Annotated in this window: 29 protein-coding genes and 1 pseudogene; 2 read left to right on the forward strand and 28 right to left on the reverse strand. The window is 61.0% G+C overall.

Annotated elements, in window-relative coordinates; all coding sequences use genetic code 11:
- Positions 1 to 11: 11 nt before the first annotated feature.
- From CSC66_RS05505 to CSC66_RS05525, 5 genes are all read right to left on the reverse strand, one after another.
- On the reverse strand, positions 12 to 758 hold the full coding sequence (locus CSC66_RS05505) for a hypothetical protein (protein WP_162376384.1): 747 nt from the start codon (positions 756 to 758) through the stop codon (positions 12 to 14).
- A 74-nt stretch (positions 759 to 832) separates the two neighbouring features.
- A complete protein-coding gene (locus CSC66_RS05510) occupies positions 833 to 1,708 on the reverse strand; it encodes a hypothetical protein (RefSeq protein WP_162376385.1) in 876 nt (291 codons plus the stop codon).
- A gap of 5 nt (positions 1,709 to 1,713) precedes the next feature.
- Positions 1,714 to 1,926, reverse strand: a complete 213-nt coding sequence (locus tag CSC66_RS05515) for a hypothetical protein (protein ID WP_162376386.1) — start codon at positions 1,924 to 1,926, stop codon at positions 1,714 to 1,716.
- 53 nt (positions 1,927 to 1,979) lie between these two features.
- On the reverse strand, positions 1,980 to 2,618 hold the full coding sequence (locus CSC66_RS05520; RefSeq protein WP_162376387.1) for a hypothetical protein: 639 nt from the start codon (positions 2,616 to 2,618) through the stop codon (positions 1,980 to 1,982).
- Positions 2,619 to 2,650: 32 nt separating this feature from the next.
- The gene (locus CSC66_RS05525; protein WP_162376388.1) at positions 2,651 to 3,049 is read right to left on the reverse strand and encodes a hypothetical protein; all 399 of its coding nucleotides are present in this window, start codon (positions 3,047 to 3,049) and stop codon (positions 2,651 to 2,653) included.
- Positions 3,050 to 3,217: 168 nt separating this feature from the next.
- Here CSC66_RS05525 and CSC66_RS05530 point away from each other — a divergent pair, with 168 nt between their 5' ends.
- A complete protein-coding gene (locus tag CSC66_RS05530) occupies positions 3,218 to 4,561 on the forward strand; it encodes a hypothetical protein (protein ID WP_162376389.1) in 1,344 nt (447 codons plus the stop codon).
- 169 nt (positions 4,562 to 4,730) lie between these two features.
- Entirely contained in the window at positions 4,731 to 5,897 is a 1,167-nt protein-coding gene (locus CSC66_RS05535; RefSeq protein WP_162376390.1) for a hypothetical protein, read from the forward strand.
- A 13-nt stretch (positions 5,898 to 5,910) separates the two neighbouring features.
- Here CSC66_RS05535 and CSC66_RS05540 read toward each other — a convergent pair whose 3' ends face one another.
- The 23 genes and pseudogenes from CSC66_RS05540 to CSC66_RS05640 all read right to left on the reverse strand — a co-directional run bounded on the left by CSC66_RS05540 (position 5,911) and on the right by CSC66_RS05640 (position 16,729).
- On the reverse strand, positions 5,911 to 6,453 hold the full coding sequence (locus CSC66_RS05540; RefSeq protein ID WP_162376391.1) for a HEPN domain-containing protein: 543 nt from the start codon (positions 6,451 to 6,453) through the stop codon (positions 5,911 to 5,913).
- A 58-nt stretch (positions 6,454 to 6,511) separates the two neighbouring features.
- Positions 6,512 to 7,033: a hypothetical protein gene (locus tag CSC66_RS05545; protein WP_162376392.1), complete on the reverse strand. Its 522-nt coding sequence runs from the start codon at positions 7,031 to 7,033 to the stop codon at positions 6,512 to 6,514.
- Entirely contained in the window at positions 7,030 to 7,335 is a 306-nt protein-coding gene (locus tag CSC66_RS05550) for a hypothetical protein (protein WP_162376393.1), read from the reverse strand. The genes CSC66_RS05545 and CSC66_RS05550 overlap by 4 nt, the downstream gene beginning before the upstream one ends.
- Before the next feature lie 8 nt (positions 7,336 to 7,343).
- Positions 7,344 to 7,568: a hypothetical protein gene (locus CSC66_RS05555; RefSeq protein ID WP_162376394.1), complete on the reverse strand. Its 225-nt coding sequence runs from the start codon at positions 7,566 to 7,568 to the stop codon at positions 7,344 to 7,346.
- Between the two features lie 61 nt (positions 7,569 to 7,629).
- Positions 7,630 to 7,890, reverse strand: a complete 261-nt coding sequence (locus CSC66_RS05560; protein WP_162376395.1) for a hypothetical protein — start codon at positions 7,888 to 7,890, stop codon at positions 7,630 to 7,632.
- A 13-nt stretch (positions 7,891 to 7,903) separates the two neighbouring features.
- Positions 7,904 to 8,038: a hypothetical protein gene (locus tag CSC66_RS17690; protein WP_274381855.1), complete on the reverse strand. Its 135-nt coding sequence runs from the start codon at positions 8,036 to 8,038 to the stop codon at positions 7,904 to 7,906.
- A gap of 291 nt (positions 8,039 to 8,329) precedes the next feature.
- Positions 8,330 to 8,623 carry a hypothetical protein gene (locus tag CSC66_RS05565; protein ID WP_162376396.1) on the reverse strand — a complete coding sequence of 98 codons (294 nt, stop codon included), beginning with the start codon at positions 8,621 to 8,623 and terminating at the stop codon, positions 8,330 to 8,332.
- Positions 8,610 to 8,783, reverse strand: a complete 174-nt coding sequence (locus CSC66_RS05570) for a hypothetical protein (protein WP_162376397.1) — start codon at positions 8,781 to 8,783, stop codon at positions 8,610 to 8,612. The genes CSC66_RS05565 and CSC66_RS05570 overlap by 14 nt, the downstream gene beginning before the upstream one ends.
- Positions 8,784 to 8,808: 25 nt before the next feature.
- Positions 8,809 to 9,402, reverse strand: coding sequence for a ParA family protein (locus CSC66_RS05575; RefSeq protein WP_274381856.1), 594 nt, complete (start codon positions 9,400 to 9,402; stop codon positions 8,809 to 8,811).
- A complete protein-coding gene (locus CSC66_RS05580) occupies positions 9,402 to 9,557 on the reverse strand; it encodes a hypothetical protein (protein ID WP_162376399.1) in 156 nt (51 codons plus the stop codon). Before CSC66_RS05580 ends, CSC66_RS05575 begins: the two co-directional genes overlap by 1 nt.
- Positions 9,558 to 9,701: 144 nt before the next feature.
- A complete protein-coding gene (locus CSC66_RS05585) occupies positions 9,702 to 10,088 on the reverse strand; it encodes a hypothetical protein (RefSeq protein WP_238394289.1) in 387 nt (128 codons plus the stop codon).
- A gap of 9 nt (positions 10,089 to 10,097) precedes the next feature.
- Positions 10,098 to 10,277 (reverse strand): annotated as a pseudogene (locus tag CSC66_RS17795) (hypothetical protein); the annotation flags it as partial.
- Positions 10,189 to 10,422: a hypothetical protein gene (locus CSC66_RS05590; RefSeq protein WP_162376401.1), complete on the reverse strand. Its 234-nt coding sequence runs from the start codon at positions 10,420 to 10,422 to the stop codon at positions 10,189 to 10,191. The pseudogene CSC66_RS17795 and the gene CSC66_RS05590, both read right to left, overlap by 89 nt.
- 110 nt (positions 10,423 to 10,532) lie before the next feature.
- On the reverse strand, positions 10,533 to 10,979 hold the full coding sequence (locus tag CSC66_RS05595) for an outer membrane lipoprotein (protein ID WP_162376402.1): 447 nt from the start codon (positions 10,977 to 10,979) through the stop codon (positions 10,533 to 10,535).
- Positions 10,980 to 11,065: 86 nt separating this feature from the next.
- On the reverse strand, positions 11,066 to 11,512 hold the full coding sequence (locus tag CSC66_RS05600; protein WP_162376403.1) for a DUF6573 family protein: 447 nt from the start codon (positions 11,510 to 11,512) through the stop codon (positions 11,066 to 11,068).
- A gap of 6 nt (positions 11,513 to 11,518) precedes the next feature.
- Positions 11,519 to 11,710 carry a hypothetical protein gene (locus CSC66_RS05605; RefSeq protein ID WP_162376404.1) on the reverse strand — a complete coding sequence of 64 codons (192 nt, stop codon included), beginning with the start codon at positions 11,708 to 11,710 and terminating at the stop codon, positions 11,519 to 11,521.
- A gap of 95 nt (positions 11,711 to 11,805) precedes the next feature.
- Positions 11,806 to 12,093 carry a hypothetical protein gene (locus tag CSC66_RS05610; protein WP_162376405.1) on the reverse strand — a complete coding sequence of 96 codons (288 nt, stop codon included), beginning with the start codon at positions 12,091 to 12,093 and terminating at the stop codon, positions 11,806 to 11,808.
- Positions 12,093 to 12,314, reverse strand: a complete 222-nt coding sequence (locus CSC66_RS05615) for a hypothetical protein (RefSeq protein WP_162376406.1) — start codon at positions 12,312 to 12,314, stop codon at positions 12,093 to 12,095. The genes CSC66_RS05610 and CSC66_RS05615 overlap by 1 nt, the downstream gene beginning before the upstream one ends.
- Positions 12,315 to 12,592: 278 nt before the next feature.
- Positions 12,593 to 13,600, reverse strand: a complete 1,008-nt coding sequence (locus CSC66_RS05620; protein ID WP_162376407.1) for an ArdC family protein — start codon at positions 13,598 to 13,600, stop codon at positions 12,593 to 12,595.
- Positions 13,597 to 13,797: a hypothetical protein gene (locus CSC66_RS05625; protein ID WP_162376408.1), complete on the reverse strand. Its 201-nt coding sequence runs from the start codon at positions 13,795 to 13,797 to the stop codon at positions 13,597 to 13,599. The genes CSC66_RS05620 and CSC66_RS05625 overlap by 4 nt, the downstream gene beginning before the upstream one ends.
- A 90-nt stretch (positions 13,798 to 13,887) precedes the next feature.
- Positions 13,888 to 14,505, reverse strand: coding sequence for an ankyrin repeat domain-containing protein (locus CSC66_RS05630; protein ID WP_162376409.1), 618 nt, complete (start codon positions 14,503 to 14,505; stop codon positions 13,888 to 13,890).
- 49 nt (positions 14,506 to 14,554) lie between these two features.
- Positions 14,555 to 15,019: a JAB domain-containing protein gene (locus CSC66_RS05635; RefSeq protein WP_162376410.1), complete on the reverse strand. Its 465-nt coding sequence runs from the start codon at positions 15,017 to 15,019 to the stop codon at positions 14,555 to 14,557.
- A gap of 672 nt (positions 15,020 to 15,691) precedes the next feature.
- The gene (locus tag CSC66_RS05640) at positions 15,692 to 16,729 is read right to left on the reverse strand and encodes a YadA-like family protein (protein ID WP_162376411.1); all 1,038 of its coding nucleotides are present in this window, start codon (positions 16,727 to 16,729) and stop codon (positions 15,692 to 15,694) included.
- Positions 16,730 to 16,978 lie beyond the last annotated feature (249 nt).

The raw sequence follows: 16,978 nt of genomic DNA on the forward strand, positions 1-16,978 counted from the left end.
GGGGGAAGTCCTTATTTCAGGCGCTCTTTAAGCGCATCGCCGTAAGTGGGGTAGCAGTGGCCGCGGAAAATCAGCTCATCGACCCAGGTGTGAGTTCCACCGTCGGCAAGTACCTTGTTGAGCTGGACACCGGCCTTGGTGCAGTCGTCCAGCGACCAGGTCTTGGCCAGCTTCTCGATGTCGGCCCGCTTGTCCGCACAGCCCTGTTGCAGGGCCGTATAGCGGTCGCGCTTCTGGTCGGTCTTGCGGTCACGCAGATCCGAAACCTCGTCAATGCACTTCCGGGTGGAGTAGCCAGCGATGTCGGCAGCCCACTCCTTCATCAGCGTGTCTCGCTTGGCCGCGTACTCGCGTGCCTCCTCGGCTGCGGCTTCGGCCTTGTGCTTGGCCCACCTTGCTTCAACACCCGACGCTGCTTTGTTGACGCCTGCCCCCAATCCATACAGCACCAGGACCAGGCAGACCGAGTACAGGAATGCCCGCACGGCAGCCCACTTCTCTTCTTCGTCCCGCAGCTGGGCTGCTTTCAGCTGGCCCACTTCCCATTTTTCCAACCGCTTCTCAGGCAGACGGTCTTCGCTGTGGTCGAACCACGTACCCACGATCCGCTCGCGCACTTCGATGGGCGCTTGCTTGGGAAGGTCATCCACCTTGGGGCCACCGATGCACAGTTGACCGTAGAAGGTCAGCAGATGGGAGGCAAAGAACTTGCCGGGCTTGCTGCGCCGCAGATGAGGAAAGAGAAGTCGAAGGATCATGCGATGGGGGAAGTTGGGGGAATGATTTCAAGCTAATGCGGAGGCCGATTTCGGCAACCCCTGAACTTGCGAGTTCATAGGCGCTTTTCTAAATCGTCCAACTTGTCCAATGCGTCGTCCTGCCACGTGGGCTTGGGCGCAGGCTGGACAGCGGGCTTCGTGCTCTGCGGCTTCTTCGCCACCGGTTTCAGCGTAGGTTTGGCCGGGGCGGCTGGCGTGGGCTCGGGGGCCGGTGCTGGCACTTCCTTGGTCTCCGCGATCGGCGCTGCTGGCATGACCGGGGCGCCCGGGACTTCGACGGGTGCGGGCGCATCCGGCTCCACCACCAAAGGAACAACCGGTGCTTCATCGGCCACTGGTTCCAGTGCCTGGGCGGGCACCGGCACCGGCGTGAGCAACGACTCCTTGTTACTAGAGCCGTACACCAGCCATCCAATGACGCTCACTGCCAACACGGGCGCGCCGCCTACCCAGTACCAACGTCTGCCGGGAGCAGAACGAGAGCTAGCCTCAGGCAACGCTTCAACGGTGTGCGACGCGGTGGCCACTGGAGGTGCGGACTTTGCCACCGGCTCAGGCTCTGGCTGCAGTTCGGGTTCGGGCACTACTTCCGATGCAACTTCAACCTCTACTTCCGGCACCGGGGAAAGCTTGCCCGCAGCCATGACTTCTGCGTCGGTGAAGAGTTGGGACGCTTCCTCCGATACCGCGGGGACGTACACGTCCTCTACGGCAGGTTCGTACACAGGTACCGGCTCGGGCTCAAGTACAGCCTCCACCACCTCGTCGTCCTCGGGCTCTATGACAGAGTCCGACTCTGGATCTACCGACGGCGGGTGCGAAAGTAGACCAGCGCTACGCAAACCATCGGCCAGATTCGGAACCGCTGGGCGTGCCGGCGGTGTGGGAGGAACCGGAAAGTCGTCTAGGTCGGAGAACAGGTCGTCCATGGCCGTTAGCGCTCCTCGCTAACGCCGCCCGCGAAGGTCGGATCCGCGGCCACGTCTGCATAGAGAAGGTCCAACTCCTGAGACGTGTAGCCCAGAAACGGAGCCAGCTCGGCCGGCAGTTGCATGGGCTGCTCCAAGAAGAACACCCGGATGTCTTCGGCAGTCAGGCACTCGAAGGGAGCCGGATGTGCCGTGAGTTGGATGCTGGTGTTGTGCATGGGGAAGTCCTCGCGAAATGGACGGCCTCGGCAACGAGGCCTGCCCGTGGTGGTTAGGTCAGGTCGGGCACTGGGGTGATGACCAGCTGCGACTTGCCCTGGCCGCACTTGTCGATGGCCTTGGCCGGCGGGAAGGTGTCGCGGGCTGACAGCTCAGCCAGGGGGATCTGACAGGCGTGCATGTCGCGGCCTTCGGCGATGATGGTCAGCGGCTCCTTGGAGCGCTTCGCCAATGCAGAGATCTTGTCGAGCACGGCGACCGTCTGTGGATCGCGGGCGGACATGCTGGACGGGTCGTAAGCGATAGACACGCTGTCGACAGCCTCGACTTTCTCGCCCGACTGGGCGGTGGCCTCTTTGGTTGCGATGGTGGCCGTCATGCCGGCGGCTTGCGCCTGGGCGGCCAGTTCGCGAGCTTCATCCATCTGCTTCTTGTAAGAAGCCACCGAGCCGACGGCAGCACCCACCGCACATGCGGCGATTGCTTTGTCTTTCTTTCCCGACAGCAAAGCGACGGCGCCGCCGGTCAGGCAGCCAAGCCCACCCGCTTTCCACAAGCGCTTCTTGTCGGCTTTGGGCTTGTCGGGCTTGGCCGTTTCAGTTGTAGCGGGGGTTGCGTCCTGGGCCACGACCGGAGCAGCGGATGCTGCCAGCATGGCTACAACGGAGAGGGAAACGATCAGGCTTTTCATGTGGGCAGTTCCTTGTGGCGGGGGGAGATGGCTCAGCCAAGCGGCGGAGGTGGACTGGATCGGTATGAGGGTTTGGCGCCCATCGCTTGCATGGCTTCGGCCTGGCCGTGCTGCCGGCCGACCTCGACCGCGACTTTCACGGCATTGATCTGCTGCTCGTTCAAGTCGTTGAGGAAGCGATGGAAAAGCCCGCGAATTTCTTCTTGGCGCTCTGCGATGAGGGCGACGGCCTCGGCAACCTTGGCCGCCTCGCCTCGCAGGTCGGCGCGCGCGTCGGCTCGTAGTTCGGTGGAAAAGGTGCGCAGTTCGGCGCGTGGATCGGGTGTGTCCAAGGCTGCATCGGCTGAGCGTTTCAGGAACGCGGCGAGTGACATGGCGCGTTCGTCGGCTGCGCTTTGGAAGCGCTCGGCCTCATCGCTCTTCAACCACACGGAGATTGTTTTTCCTGCCACGTTCGTTCGCTCACATAGTTGGATATCGACTCCATCCAAGCTATGAAGGAAACGCACGCTGGCAAGACCCCACTAATGGAACTGCGAACGCAACAGCAAAGCGGTTTCGCACTGTTTTTCGCCAGAAACCTAATGGAAGACCATTAGGTGCCGAAAGGCTGGCGGCTCAACGGCTTGCACGGCATTTCGGTGCTCTTTCCATTAGGGCCGTCAAATCCGCAAGGAGCGTGTTGTCCATGCGCTGACCAGCTGCTTTGCGCTCGCGTCGTCGCTCTTTCGACCGCCACGCAAACAGTCGTCAGCCGCCCGCTTCTCGCCAATGAGTTCGTGCCGTTGCCCTTCGCGCTCAGTGCGCCCCACGCACTCCACGCTCGCAATCGTCGTGCCGTTGCGTGCGCTGCTCTTGCCAACATCGCAAGCCGCGCCACACTCAATGCAGCGCCACTCTTCCCCCAACCAATGACGCCCGCCTGCCCTACCCTGACGCTCGCCGACTTCCAGAACGCCATCGACTCACTCGATGTTCCGCACAGTGCCACCCTGCCCCTCTACGCTCGCCGCCGTGTCCTTGAAGCTGCAGGTGAACACTGCCCTCTGTGTCGCCAGCCCTACATCCGCGATGTTCCGCGATCGTTCTCCGCGCCCGTCATTGCCACATGCGTCCACCCCTTCCTGGGCGGGCCACTGACTATCGAGAACGCATTCGTGTGCTGTCGCCGATGCCAGCAGTCCCGCGCGTCCTCCGACCTTCTGACCGTCGCTGAACTTCCTGAATGCTTGCGCGAGCAACGCGCCCGCACCCTCCTGCTGTCGCACAACCATCTCGTGCCACTGCCCTCGTCCGTGTCGCTGCCTGCTTATCGGGAAGCACTGCGAGCCCGCCACGCGATGCCGCGCTCGCGGGTCTACGCCGCCCAAGCCGACGACGGGATTTGCATGCTGGGGGTATCCAGCCGCTACGGCGACAGGCTGTCCAAGGGGCTGGCGAACCTGCTCGCCGGGATGGCAGGTAAGCCCCTGGCACGCGAGAAGCGGCGGGTCGTCTACCTGCTGACTGACGACAATTTCCGCCGTGTCGTGTGGCAAATGATCGACGCCAACGCTCGGGTCGTGGGTGTGGGTCGCCGCACCGAGCTGCGCGATTTCCTCGACCACTGGTGGCTGACTTCGGCCAGCGTCAGTGAGCTGCGCCGGGGGAAAGCCGGCGGCGCGAGTGCGCCACCACCAGTGCTGAAAGCGCGCCCCGTCAAGCCCAGCACCGAACGTATGCGACGACTGGCCGCACGAAGGAAGGCCGCCCAGGAGCGCGCAGAGGCCGAGCGGGAGTATGAGGAAGCCAACGCCGCCATGGAGGCCATGCTGTCAGCACGTCGCCAGCGGAAGGCTTTCCCGACGGACCCGGAGATGGAGGCGGAAGTGCTGGCCAGGTACGGACAGGCCAGCCGGCGGTTGAACGCAGCCTTGGGCTACTCCCCTGCCGGTATCCGATGAACGGTGGCCCGCCCCGCGCCAAGCCGCCGTTTTCCATGGTCGTGGGGGACATTGTCTAAGAGAACACCGGAGGCGCGTCATGGCGTGTGTTCGTGGTGTAGCTGTACTGTTCGCGCTCGGCCTTACTGTGGGGTGTGCGAACAAGCAGGTTCTTCGAAATCAGGCAGTGATGTCCAAGAAGCTAGGGGCGACAACGACCGGGCTCGAACAGCTTGCTGGATCAGCAGTTCGTGATCGTCGTGTTTCGGCACTCATGGCATTCACTCCCCCGGACGAAACAGCCAGGAATGAGTTCTTGGTATTCGCCTGCGACGGTGACATGGCCGAGTTCTCGGTTGGACAAGCTATTGGGACTTATCGTCGGCGGCTGACCGAGCTCGACAACCTGGCAACGGCACCTCCGGATACCAGCTTCTCAGCCTTGGTCGCGTCCATGAATCGATCCAGTGCCGCGAGAGAAGATCTCCCGCAGGATCGCGCCCAGGCGATGACGGCCTTCGATGAGGCTCAGAAGAAGGCCAAGGTTGCATCGCATCTTTCTGTACGCCGATGCAGAGCCATAGTCGCCCACGACCTTAGTAGTAGCGCGGATAGAATTCCCGGGGACAGAAGTTACCAATCCATGGGCATGGGTCTTGACACCTACCTCACGCTCATCAACTTTCTGCGCACAGGGATGACCTTGGCCGAACAGACGAAGCGCGCCTCAATTGTCAGGGATTACACACAGAAAGTGGCGCAGCCAGACTTCGAACTAGCCCACGCCTACCTTGCGACTGAACCCAACCTGGATCCTATTGCCGAAACGATCGCCGGTAGAAACCCGCTGGCCGATGTTCCGCCGCAAGCATGCCACGCTCAAAAGGCGTTCATGGATCCTGCTGGCAAGGCCCATGACCCACCTGCTACCGGTGAAAACCTGGCTAACCAGCTAGGGAACGACATGACACTCGGCTTTGGGCAACCTCACGGTCGACTTTCGCTGCTGACAGCTCAAGCCAGGGCCACGGCCGTTCGTCAGGCCTTCATCCACTACACGGCTGCCAAGCTTCTCCACCCCCAGACTGGGACCGGCGCACTTTCAGCTGTGCAGAATGAGGCCGTCTTGCGTTCCGCTGCCGATGCCGCAGATGCTATGGCCCGGGCGGATGGTCTAATTTCCATCGATGTTGATTGCGAGGTACTTCCCAAGCTGGCCTCGTCGCAGCAAGCATTGAGCAAGGCGGTGATTGAAGGAACGGGCTCAGCTGACGCTGCCGACGGCTTCGCGGACGCATTGACTAACCTGCAGTCCATCCTCGAGGCACTCGACAAGATGAAGAAGGCCGGATGGTAGAAGGGCGCCTGACTTAGCCCGCCCGGGCCAGCGCCGCGTCCGTGGCCACGACCAGCTGACGGATGAAATGAATGTGGCGGCGCAGGTCGTCGCGGGTGACTGCGTGCTTGCCGGGCGCGCCACTCTGGGGACGCCCCGAGCGGTGCGCGATGTCCCCACGCTTCTTCGCCAGCCGGTTTAGTTCGTTCCGCGCGGCGCTCGACTCCATCATGTTCCACTTCCAAGACTCGGTGATGTCCACGCCCAGGTACTTCTGGAATAGTGGTCGAACACGGTCGGTCGAGGGGGTGTGGAAATACTTCAGGTCGTTGGCCAGGCTATCGCGCATGAACTGGGATAGCTGCCCGTCCCCCGTTCCTGTAACTGCTTCTACTGCCTCAACCAGCCGGTCCTCGAAATACGTTTCGAGCGCGGCCAAGGCCATGACCAAGCTGGCTCGCTTGAGGACTTCATTCTCTGGTGGCGACGGGACGGCGTTGAGTTTGTCGAAGTGGTTGATCAGATCAACCGCGTCCTGGATGGCGTGGTCGAAGGTCAGGCTGGCTTTCGATGGCATGGCTGTTCAGGTTCCCCTATCGGCCCGATTGTGGCACCAGGCCAGTGGGACGGACAAATCAGGCCGCGACCGCCAGCCGGGAGTCCTGGCGCCGGGCTTCTCGCTGGAAGCGCCCAGGCTGCATGTGTTGCTGGACGCTGGGAGGGAGCGCCGACCAGCCCACGGCTTCCAGCAGGTTCTTGCCCCGGCCTCGGACATACACCGTCTTGCCGGTGTTGCGGTCTACGGCTCTGACCATCGGCCTGCAACCCTCCGCGCCGACGCTTGCATCATGTTCCAGTAGCCACCTCGCGATGGTGTTCTGGGCCAGTGCACCCGCTCTGTCGCCCCGCTTTACCTTCTCTTGATACAGCAGGCAGGCCAGCATGAGCGCGGTGATGTCGTCTTCGCCCCTGGCGTCCACCACGACACTGTACGTATCCGGCAACGAGTGCAGGTTGTACTCGATGTGCTGGCGCTGTTGGCCCGTGCGTTTCAGGTAGTCCTCATAGATGGAGGCCATGGCCTCTTCCAGTCGGGGAAGCGAGCCATGTTCGATGGCCTGCTGCAGGCAAGAGAAGTAGGTTGGATTGAAGTTCATTTCTGGATCCTGGGGATGAGGACAGTAGCGAGCCGATAGGCTTCCTCCTTGAACTCGTTCACCCGCCTCACATACCTGGGATGGTCTTTCCACTCTCCCAGGCAATCGAACTCTTCATAGATCGCAATATCGGATGTTCGCGAGACCGACCGCGTTGTGTTGACCTCTTGGACCCAGTTCGGGGAGATCGCCCGAATGAGGCGGTAGCGCAGCGTGGGTAGTGCGGTGTCGGCAACCGGGTTCACTATGACAGCGTAGGTGTGTCCGGAAACAGGATCGGTGTGGTGTTCAAGGATGCGCATTGGAGGCCTTACTTGGCGTGGGCGATGTGCTCGTCGGCCTGCCGCTGCCTGCGTTCCGCTTCGATGCGGGCTACCTCTGCCAGAACGACTGGCTGCCGTTCCATGTCAGCCATTTGCTCGAAGTAGGTGGTATTGGCCTCTACTTGGTCGAAGGCTGCGGAGCCCAGCCAGATGACGGCGCCAGAGATGGCCAGGGCGATGCCGGCAACAAGGGATTGTTCAGTGATATTCATGGGGAAGTCTCGATTGGGGGAGGTAGGGAAGTTTGTTAAGCCGATGCAGGGCAGGAATGGGTCAATCGATTTGGAAGCCCAGATGCCCGAAAGCCACCGTCAGCCGACTGTCGTAGGGAAGGCCAACGGCTCGGCAGAAGCAGGCCTGCCACAACTGCCCCAGATGGGTGTCGGATGCGTCAAGAAGGTGCACTCGAACGCTCAGGTGGTCGGAACTATCAGCGTCTCGTTGAATACCGTGGCGCGTGCAGAAGCGTGCGGCTGCCTTCTCAACAGCGGCTGCGTCTTCGTTGGAGAAAGGGCGGATAACTGAAATTGTCATGTGCGGTCTCCGATCAGGCGACGATGGCAGGCAGGATGGTGGCGGTCAGAACAGCCAGTCCGGTGAGGGCCATGGCCAACAAGCCATTGGTACGCAGGGCAATGAAGCTGTGTTCTTGGGAGTGGGCAATACGGTCAAAGATGCTCATGGCTTGGCTCCGGTTGTGATGGGTGGCTTTCTATGCTTGAACCCCTTGTTTTATGGGGTTTTATGCTTTCGATTGCCTATATCCAGTATGTGGAGAAAGCCGATTTCGGCAAGCTGTCAACCCCTCAGAACTGCGAAACGCTACGAACAACGCGAAAAGAAAAAGCCCCGGTTCGGGGCTTCGTGTGGAGCGATTGTGTCCGTGGGTTATTCAGCACTTACAACCCAAGTGCGGAGCAAGGGCTAAGGCCTAGTTCCAGATCCATGCTCTTGATCTTGATATCCGCGGATATCAGCCGATATCGCGTGCTATCACGCGCCAGCATTCGTGCCCGGACTCCAAACGGTCCAGCGCCTCTTCGATCAAGGCCTGCAGCGCCACGCTTCGATTCCCATTGACCACCCGTTCCAATCGATCATAAAGCGCCTTGGACGTGCGCAGCAGCATGGGCTTGGTATCCAGCTCGGTACTGGCTTCCACGTAGATTTTCGGCGGACCAGGCTCACGCTGGATGCGTACACCCTCGGCTTGCGTGGTGAACGAGACCTTGGCTAGGTCGTCGGCGTCTAGGTCATTCCAGCTCACGTGCGGCCTCCCCCACAGTGCGAATTGATCGGATCAGGATCAATACAAGTTCCAGCTCCCGGTGGTCGCGAATGGCCAGTGCCTGCTCTTCGGGAGTAGCTGTCCTCAGGTCGATTTCTTCCAGCTCGCCGTTTGAGCGGCAGATCAGGGCTCGGGTCATAGGATGGTTCCTTGCTGTCTGTAGCTCATTCATGGGGTTTGTTCGTCAGGGCGATTGCTGCATCCACTGCTGCCCGCAGTAGAGCGATTTCGTTCTGGGCCTTGGACAGGTGAGGAATTCCCCGCGCGTCCACGACCGTCAGGCCTCGGCCGTAGCAGGTCGGGTACACGTCCCGGTCCTTCACCACGGGGCGGTCGAGAAAGTGAGCGGCCACCAGGTCGCGCTGTTGCTTGCGGTCCGATCGGTACCGGCAGGCAACAGGCACCACGACCAGTCCACGCTCTTCCAGGTGGCGCAGCCCCCGGCGGTGGATCAGGAAAGATGGCGGATCCAGCAGCGTCGGGACGACAGCAATGCGCGAGGGATAAGCCTCTTCCAGCCCGGGCGGGTGATCGTGGATGTACACGTCAAACCCACTCACTCGGGCATTGGTGGGTACGAACGGCAGCTCAATCCCAGCCCGCTGCGCAATCTTGCCGAACACCAACACAGACCCCTGTGGGTCATGATCGACCAGGCACGTGCGCAACCCGTCGCGGGCGTAGGAAGCGGCCAGCTGCAACGCCAGCATGGTCTTACCTACTCCACCCTTGGGAGACACGACGGACACGTGGACCATCAGTCCAGGCTCCGAGTGGACTTCTGGATGTAGCTTGTCTGGTTGTCCACGGCACGCTGGGCCAGCGACCCCACGTCCACGGAAGCAGCCAGGCCGAACAGCAAGCCCAGGAAGGAGTACAGGTATAGGTTCGCGTTCGTTTTCTTGGTGCACATGGGGAAGTCCTTTGATATCGGGTGATATCAGCGGATATCACTTGATATCCATGCAATCAGCTAAGCCGATCTCGGCAACCCCTGTTGCTGCGAGCGGATACAGAAAAGCCGCCAGGCGGCGGCTTGTTGTTCAGTCCTCCAACGTCACTTCCTGGCGTGCCACTGCTTCATGACCTCCGAACGCGTGATGATCTGGGCATTGCCTGGACCGATGGGCTGGGCAGTGTTCAATGGCACCATGACCAGGTTGCCGCGATTGCGGTTGGGCCAATGCGCTTTCCATAGAGCCCACCACGTGGGCAGTGTGAATGCCCAGCCTCGCTTCAACCACAAAGACCTATTCCGCTGCGTGCGGTACAGGCCCACGGGCGATGCCCGGTCCTCCATGATCCGGTTGCCTTGAATGTGGTCCAGCTCCTCCGATGTGCATCCATACCGCTGGCGCAGTTGTTCTTCTGTCAACTGCAGCCGTTTCTTCCGGTTGTTTTCCGGTGAAGGTTGCTGGGGCGATACGCCCCGCTCAATCAGCACTTGCCGGACTCTTTCCCTAGACAGGCCGACGCTCTCGGCAATCTCACGAAGGGAGCGCCGCTGTCGCTTCCGCATATCGACAATCCGCCGAACAGTTCGCTCATCCATAGAAGTGCTTGCGCATGTGTGCGTCCAGCCTGGCAATCTGCTTGGGCATGTGGGCCTTGGCCAGGTCGTAAGCCGTTCCATCGACATACACGGCGTCGTCGAAGATGATGGAGCCGTTGTGCTTCTTCAAGAACGACTGCAGCTTGCGCGGCTTGCCGGAGGAAATCACTTCATGCAGCTTCTTGGTCTGTTCGCGGTCGTAGTCAGGAATGGAGAAGCGGGACATGGGCAGGTTCTCGGGGAGGTTTCTACCAACCTAGGTTCATGGCCGATTTCGGCAACCCCTTGGCCTGCGAGTGGATACAGAAAAGCCGCCTTTCGGCGGCTCTGCTGCTTCTAGTTCAAAGGCACGACGCGTAGGCTTCGCCGTGCTCCAACCAATGCCACCACATCGCCCACCTGTACCGGCACATCGGCTTCTTGAACGATGGCCCACGTTTTACCGCTCGACTCCTGGACATAGATCTCCAGACCACGGCGGTAGAACTTGCCCTGGATGGCGCGACCGGTCGCCCCACCCAGCACACTGCTGACGACACGTGCGGTGCGGCGGTCGTTGATCTGGTCGGCAGCGGCATAGCCCACAGCGGCACCCACCACGGTACCCGTGGGGGTCTTCTTGGCTTGGATACGAACCTCACGAACATGGAGGACACGCGCCACCCGGACTTGCTGGGCGGTCTGTGCTTCGTGGGCCTGGTAGGAACGAGCAGACTGCTCCCCCGCCGAAACGCTGGCGATGGGGGCGATGAGAAGCAGGGAAAGGAGGATGACAGCGCGCATGGGAAGTCCTTCTAGGGAATATCCCAAGCTAATGGGCTTGCCCTTCCCGGCAAGCCCTGCTTCTGCGAGCCATTACAGGCAGCGGATCATTCTTCTCCGGGATACATCAAGGTCAGCACGGGCTCGCCGTTGTCGCCACCAGACACCATCAGCCGCAAGCGAACCGTCTCGGGAACGATGCCTTCTCCTTCGACCGGCACCACCAGCACATCGAAGTCCGCCACAGACGCGCCGGCCTTGGCCGCGCCATTGGCTGCCAGTCGCGCCATCATCAGCACATCGTGGACGCGACCTTCGGTGGACTGTCCATTGCCGGGCTTGTGGCCCACCGGCCAGTCCAGTGAACGCCAGACCGTTTCCGTGCAAGCAAGGGGGATCTTGAAGCCGTACTTGCGGGCGGTTTCAGTGAGGTCTACCAGCACGCCATCGGCCAGCGCCTGGGCGCGCGTGTAGATGGAAATGGGCTTGCCCCAGAACGCTTCCATCCGCTTCTGGCCCAAGGAAACAATCTTCTTCTCGTCGTCTTTGCTCATGATCGTTCAGTGCTTCGTGTTGTTGCCGGCGTGCATGGCCGGATGGGTGAACCGCTGAATGTAGCCATCGAGCCAGCAACGGGCGGCGTGGTCGCCAGCGTCAAAGCCGATGCGGTCCGCCCAGAAGTTCACCGGCCAGTCCGAACCAAACGGCACCTGCCGGGCGTACTGCTGAGCCAAGAACCGCAGCTGCTCCATGTCTGCTGCGGTGGAGCCAGTGAAGGGCATGACGCTGCAGGCCGTAGGGGACGTCCGGCGCACGTAGCCAGGAGAGATAGGGCCTTTCCGGTGCCTCATAGGGTCACCTGCTTGGCTTCCATACGCTTGAACCACGCCAGCCCCAGTTCCTCGATAGGGTCAGCCACCACCTGGAAGTCCAACGCGGGTTCGACGCGGTGCATGCCGTCTACCACCAGGTCATCGCCCCAGTAGCCATTGCCCTCGGGCGTCCACACGGCCCCATCGCCGCCAGCGGCGCGTACCTGTTGGATCGCGTCGGCGATGTTGTCGGCCTCCACCTCGACGGTAGCGGTGTGAGGCACGATCCGGTCTAGCCGGAGATTGAATCGATACGTGGCCATCAGTGGCACTCCTTCTTCCAGTACCAGAAACTCTCAACGAACCGCTCAACGGTTCGTGGCTCGATGGGGCCGCTTGCCAGTAGCGATCCCGCTACCGACTCGATCCGCAGTCGGTTCTTCTGCTCTTTGATCACCACGCCCAAGGTCTTACCCTTGCGCACGATCCGGCCGTCATCGGCCAAATGGGCGTCGTAGGCAGTTAGTACGGCTTTCCAGCTCATTTTTGGTTCCCACACGGGGACACGCCCCCGCGATGCTCCCGAATGGGGACCGGCCGCCGGCAGGCGGCGCGCTGTCAATGGAAGAAGCACCAGCGGCTGGCGCGGCCCGCAGACGCAGTCGAGGACACGGGCCGCTGAAGCGACCATTGACAGGACAAGCGCCGGCGGAAGGCATTCCCGCCTCGAAGAGCGTTGACCAGATCGTTGGGCCAGCGACCAAGCCCGCAGGGACGATCCGTGATCGGTCGAAAGATGACGGGCGCGATCCGCAGGAGGCCCTATGCCATTTCCATTCCTGGCACGTGGTTCAGGGAAGGAACCGACGCCTGTTCCAGTGCAGGAACGTCCACCGTTCGAGGATCAACCTCCACTTCTGGTTCGTCCAGCAACGGTTCAAACCGGAAGCGTTCAAGCCCGACGAAGTCGCACACCTTCTCTGCCGCTGATGCAGCGGAATACAGGAAGTTCGGATCTTCCTTCGCGATCTTGATCCAGTGATGGATGTACGCTGCGTGCTGACTCGGATCGTGACCAATCCCTAACTCCACGCCCATGATGTGCGACGAAGTCTCTGCAATAACCTCTTCGCGTGCGTAGCTCTCCGAACCGAATGCACCTGACAGGTCGCGATCCAATCGCGTGGGGTGGCCAGTTGCGTGGGCTAGTTCATGCAAAGCTGTACTGTAGAAGGCCTCTGGACTCACAAACCGTTCTGGGTAAGGTAATCCGATCTGGTCGGAGCGCGGCGAGTAGTGGGGCTGTGATGCTCCGTACACAATCGGAACGCCCGAGGCCTTCAGCAAGGTCTCGCACCGCTCGATCCGCTGCGCCGGAGTTGTCTCCGGACGCGGCGGAGGCGGTGGAAGCCCCTCTACCTGGGAGGCATTGAAGACGTTGAAGAAGAATGTCTTGACCTTGTCGGTCTCGGTTCTGACAGCAGGTACATTCCCGTGGTCGTGGACTGGCGAAGACTTGGCTTCATTCTCGTCAGGATAGATCGTGTAACGCAACTGGATGGAATTCGATCCTCTCTTCACGAACGCGCCAAGCGCCTGCGCTTGCTTGAAGGTCACCCAGCGATTGTCTTCCCAGCCATTGACCATGGCGGCGATCCACAACATGACCCGGTTTCCGCCCCTATACGCCTTCCCTGTTGTCGGGTTGTACGGCAGGTTGTTCACGGTGCGGGGATCGCCCGGCTTCAAAAACGGCAGGAAGGGTTTTCCTTGCGCCATCAGGTCAATAAGGAGTTGCGCCTGCTGCTGCGCCAGCTCCGCATACTTCATTCGTCTTCGGAGCTTTCGTCTGTAATGACCAGATCACCCCGCTCCAACGAAATCCGCACCTTCTCCACGGCCTGCTCGATATCCAGCAAATAGTCATCGGCCGTTCCTGGCTGGATCACCACCCCGTCATGGGTACGAACGACTCGATAGCGAAGCGCCGCATCCAGGGCGTCGCTCAGCGAGATTGCGTCTTCCATAAGAGGACTCCTAGTGAAGGAACTCCCACATTAGGCAGCGCCGTGCCATCCGGAAGCTGGCACTGCGAACAATGCGAAGCGAAGCACAAACTACAAGCGACGCTGCGGCTCGCACTGTCGCAATATGGGTCGAGCGATGGCTACGAGCCCTTCCCTTCGCGTCTGCGCCCGTTGGACGCAATAGCGCTGCAAGATCGCGGCCAACTGCTCAGCGATTGCTTGCGTGGGCACACGGCTGGCGTAGTCGAACACATCCAGTCCAACCTCGTCGTGAACGGCGTCGTCCGCCCCCAACCCAAGCAACTCGTCCACCATGTCCACGGCGCCGTACTGGATGTTGAATAGCAGCGGCGTCAGGCCGCTGACATCGCGATGTTCCAGATCAGCGCCAGCTTCATACAGCAGCGTCGGTACGCCCGGAACAGTGGCGAAGTACAGTGGCGTGCGGCCATGGCCGCCATACCAGCGTGCATCAGCGTCGGCACCTGCTGCCAACAGCAGCTGGACCACGCCATAGGACACGTCTGGCTGGTGAAGGATCGTTGAGCCTTCCAAGTCCGAGCTGTCCGGGTCTACGCCCTTCACTCCCAGAACGTGGGCCATGGCCCGCACATCGTCCCTGGCTCGCAGAAGCGCCGTGTAGTTGGGGTGCGTTGGCCCTGTGCGTTCTCGAACGAGATCCAGCAGGGCGCGATGTGCCTTGGTCATCGAATCATTGTGAAAGGGTTGCCGTTGCGGGCAACCCCGTAGGGCTGGGTCAGACCCAGCCACGCGCGGCCAACGAGGTGTAGCCTTCGGCGGACACCACGAAGTGGTCCAGGAGACGAATGTCCACGAGGGCGAGAGCTTGTTTGCAGCGGGTGGTCACTGCGTTGTCGGCGGCGCTGGGTTCCAACGAGCCCGACGGGTGGTTGTGAGCCATGATGATCGCCGCGGCGTTCAGTTCCAGAGCGCGCTTGGCGATTTCCCGCGTGTGCACTTCCGAAGCATCCAGAGTGCCGGCGAACAGGTCTTCCACCGCGATGACCTTATGTCGCGTGTTGAGAAAGGCGATCGAAAGCACTTCCCGATCGTGACTGGCCAGCCGGTAGCGGAACATCGAGCCTGCGGCGGACGGATCAGAGAGTTGCATGCCATCGCTCCGGATACGGGAGCGCATGAGGGTTTCGGCTTGCTCGATCAGGCGGTTCTGCTCAGTCGTGAGCGGCTTGGGAACTCTCATTGGTGTTTCCTCTGGCGCGCCGGATTGGCGTGCGCAGGACCGCCGCCGGGGCCACCAGGCCGGGCCGCACCCGAGCGCTTGCGCGCGCGGGCGAAACACAGTGGAGCAGGCGCCAGCCTTGCGGCTTGGACCGACGCGGCAAAGTGTCCGTAGCCCGACCGCGCGCCAGAGATACGCATATTCCCAAAAAGGAAACGGCGCCTGAGCGCCGCTTCCCCCGTACAGAAGCCCCATGAAGGTTGTCGAGACCCAGCTTCCTACGTGAACCCGATCAATGCAGAACGTATCGCCCGCCCTGCGCTTGCCGCCACTGCCAGGATGACAGCCACGCGGGTGAAAGTGCGCCGACCTGGCCGATAACGCAGTTGCGAAGATGCGTCTGACCCAAGGCCACGCGACCCTCGAAGCGCACTGCGGGAACATCGCTCCTAGGAGCGTAGCAGGACACTCGATACGTACCATCCGAGCGTTTGCCAATGGCATGCCATCGACCCTTGGCGTTGGCCACGTGCCGCGTAATGCGGCCGGTTTCGACATGTTCCACGAGCATGATTGCACCGGCTAACGGCAGGCCGTGAGAGTCCACGACCTTGCCGCGGAAGTCCGAAGACAGTTGACCCGCGTGAGATGCAAATGACAGTAGTAGCAGGAGGGCGAGAAGGACGAATTTCATTAGCGACCTCCGATCCGAAGGCCAACACCGATGACGGCCTTGTTGCCACCGCCGAAGGAGGCACCTACAGCAATGCTGGCTCGATCATTCAATCGGCGAGACCAGCCCAAAGCGAGAGCCGTTTCACCGCCAGAGAAGCCCACACCGACAGTCATTCCTCCCTCGCCAGGGGTGGCGGCCATCATGCTCATCGCACCCATTTGCGCGCCTAATCCGTTCAAGCGCTTATCGACCTGGCCGAAGCGGTTGTTGACATTCTCCCAGCGGTCGTTCCATAGGGTTTCGTCAAAGCTCGATCCGCCCAACCCTTGCAGGGCTTCCCACAACTGGCCGCCATTGATTGCATCGGTCGAACCTTGTGAGATTGAACCGTTGGCGACTTGCGTCACCTTGCGATTTCCCATGGCGACTTCGTTTGCTTGCGTTGTTCGAGTGTTGGCGCCAATGGCCACAGAGTTGGCATGACTTGCATTAGATCCATGTCCAAACGCAGAAGCATTCGCAGCAGATGCCGAGCTTGCAGAACCGTAGGCGTTAGTGCCGTCAGCGGAAGCACGTGCGTTGTTGCCGGTGGCGTTGGCGGCACGTCCTGATGCGTTTGCTGTTGCACCCGTGGCGCTCGAATAATCTCCGGTCGCCTCTGCCGCAACACCCGTAGCCGTGGCGCTGTTGCCAGAAGCATTGGTTTGTGTACCTGTTGCCGTGGAGTTCGATCCAGTTCCCTTGGCACCAAATCCGGTGGCCGTGCTATTGACGCCCTTAGCCTCCGTTTCAGCCCCCGTAGCGGTAGCTCCCGACTCAGTTGCTTCGGCATAGTTGCCCGTGGCGGTCGTAGCCTGGTCGGTTGCTCTGGCTTGGTCACCATAAGCAGTCGATCCGTTCCCACTTGCTTCCGAGAACGGACCGCATGCCGTGGAACTGGATCCCGTGGCGCTTGCTCCATCACAAGCGTAGGACTCCAATTGCGGGTTAAAGGTTTGTGCATGAGCGGCACCGGCCATCAAGCCAAGAGCCAGGAGAAGTGCAATCTTTTTCATGAGGAAGAGAATGTGGGGAGACCACACCCAACCTAGAAACGATGCCGATTACGGCAACCCATCCAAGACGAAGGGACGGTTGTTCCGCCCCTTGTCTGATCAAATCTGCGAACCCATTCGTCAGAACGGTTGTGCACACATAGGTGTGCTCCCAAGGACGCCGGACTGCGCCCCAACCATCTGATCTTGTTGACATTCTCTTGGCAAGGGCCTACTCCTTGATCGACTAGTTGGCCGCTACTTGTAGAG

Origin of the sequence: Pseudoxanthomonas kaohsiungensis (genome assembly GCF_010211765.1) — a bacterium.
GTDB lineage: Bacteria > Pseudomonadota > Gammaproteobacteria > Xanthomonadales > Xanthomonadaceae > Pseudoxanthomonas > Pseudoxanthomonas kaohsiungensis.

Bases quoted from the DNA above. Each gene is read 5' to 3' on its own strand.
- CSC66_RS05505 (WP_162376384.1), bottom strand. From the start codon at position 758: ATGATCCTTCGACTTCTCTTTCCTCATCTGCGGCGCAGCAAGCCCGGC.
- CSC66_RS05510 (WP_162376385.1), bottom strand. From the start codon at position 1,708: ATGGACGACCTGTTCTCCGACCTAGACGACTTTCCGGTTCCTCCCACA.
- CSC66_RS05515 (WP_162376386.1), bottom strand. From the start codon at position 1,926: ATGCACAACACCAGCATCCAACTCACGGCACATCCGGCTCCCTTCGAG.
- CSC66_RS05520 (WP_162376387.1), bottom strand. From the start codon at position 2,618: ATGAAAAGCCTGATCGTTTCCCTCTCCGTTGTAGCCATGCTGGCAGCA.
- CSC66_RS05535 (WP_162376390.1), top strand. From the start codon at position 4,731: ATGTCCAAGAAGCTAGGGGCGACAACGACCGGGCTCGAACAGCTTGCT.
- CSC66_RS05540 (WP_162376391.1), bottom strand. From the start codon at position 6,453: ATGCCATCGAAAGCCAGCCTGACCTTCGACCACGCCATCCAGGACGCG.
- CSC66_RS05545 (WP_162376392.1), bottom strand. From the start codon at position 7,033: ATGAACTTCAATCCAACCTACTTCTCTTGCCTGCAGCAGGCCATCGAA.
- CSC66_RS05550 (WP_162376393.1), bottom strand. From the start codon at position 7,335: ATGCGCATCCTTGAACACCACACCGATCCTGTTTCCGGACACACCTAC.
- CSC66_RS05555 (WP_162376394.1), bottom strand. From the start codon at position 7,568: ATGAATATCACTGAACAATCCCTTGTTGCCGGCATCGCCCTGGCCATC.
- CSC66_RS05560 (WP_162376395.1), bottom strand. From the start codon at position 7,890: ATGACAATTTCAGTTATCCGCCCTTTCTCCAACGAAGACGCAGCCGCT.
- CSC66_RS17690 (WP_274381855.1), bottom strand. From the start codon at position 8,038: ATGAGCATCTTTGACCGTATTGCCCACTCCCAAGAACACAGCTTCATT.
- CSC66_RS05570 (WP_162376397.1), bottom strand. From the start codon at position 8,783: ATGACCCGAGCCCTGATCTGCCGCTCAAACGGCGAGCTGGAAGAAATC.
- CSC66_RS05575 (WP_274381856.1), bottom strand. From the start codon at position 9,402: ATGGTCCACGTGTCCGTCGTGTCTCCCAAGGGTGGAGTAGGTAAGACC.
- CSC66_RS05580 (WP_162376399.1), bottom strand. From the start codon at position 9,557: ATGTGCACCAAGAAAACGAACGCGAACCTATACCTGTACTCCTTCCTG.
- CSC66_RS05590 (WP_162376401.1), bottom strand. From the start codon at position 10,422: ATGTCCCGCTTCTCCATTCCTGACTACGACCGCGAACAGACCAAGAAG.
- CSC66_RS05595 (WP_162376402.1), bottom strand. From the start codon at position 10,979: ATGCGCGCTGTCATCCTCCTTTCCCTGCTTCTCATCGCCCCCATCGCC.
- CSC66_RS05600 (WP_162376403.1), bottom strand. From the start codon at position 11,512: ATGAGCAAAGACGACGAGAAGAAGATTGTTTCCTTGGGCCAGAAGCGG.
- CSC66_RS05605 (WP_162376404.1), bottom strand. From the start codon at position 11,710: ATGGAGCAGCTGCGGTTCTTGGCTCAGCAGTACGCCCGGCAGGTGCCG.
- CSC66_RS05610 (WP_162376405.1), bottom strand. From the start codon at position 12,093: ATGGCCACGTATCGATTCAATCTCCGGCTAGACCGGATCGTGCCTCAC.
- CSC66_RS05615 (WP_162376406.1), bottom strand. From the start codon at position 12,314: ATGAGCTGGAAAGCCGTACTAACTGCCTACGACGCCCATTTGGCCGAT.
- CSC66_RS05620 (WP_162376407.1), bottom strand. From the start codon at position 13,600: ATGAAGTATGCGGAGCTGGCGCAGCAGCAGGCGCAACTCCTTATTGAC.
- CSC66_RS05625 (WP_162376408.1), bottom strand. From the start codon at position 13,797: ATGGAAGACGCAATCTCGCTGAGCGACGCCCTGGATGCGGCGCTTCGC.
- CSC66_RS05630 (WP_162376409.1), bottom strand. From the start codon at position 14,505: ATGACCAAGGCACATCGCGCCCTGCTGGATCTCGTTCGAGAACGCACA.
- CSC66_RS05635 (WP_162376410.1), bottom strand. From the start codon at position 15,019: ATGAGAGTTCCCAAGCCGCTCACGACTGAGCAGAACCGCCTGATCGAG.
- CSC66_RS05640 (WP_162376411.1), bottom strand. From the start codon at position 16,729: ATGAAAAAGATTGCACTTCTCCTGGCTCTTGGCTTGATGGCCGGTGCC.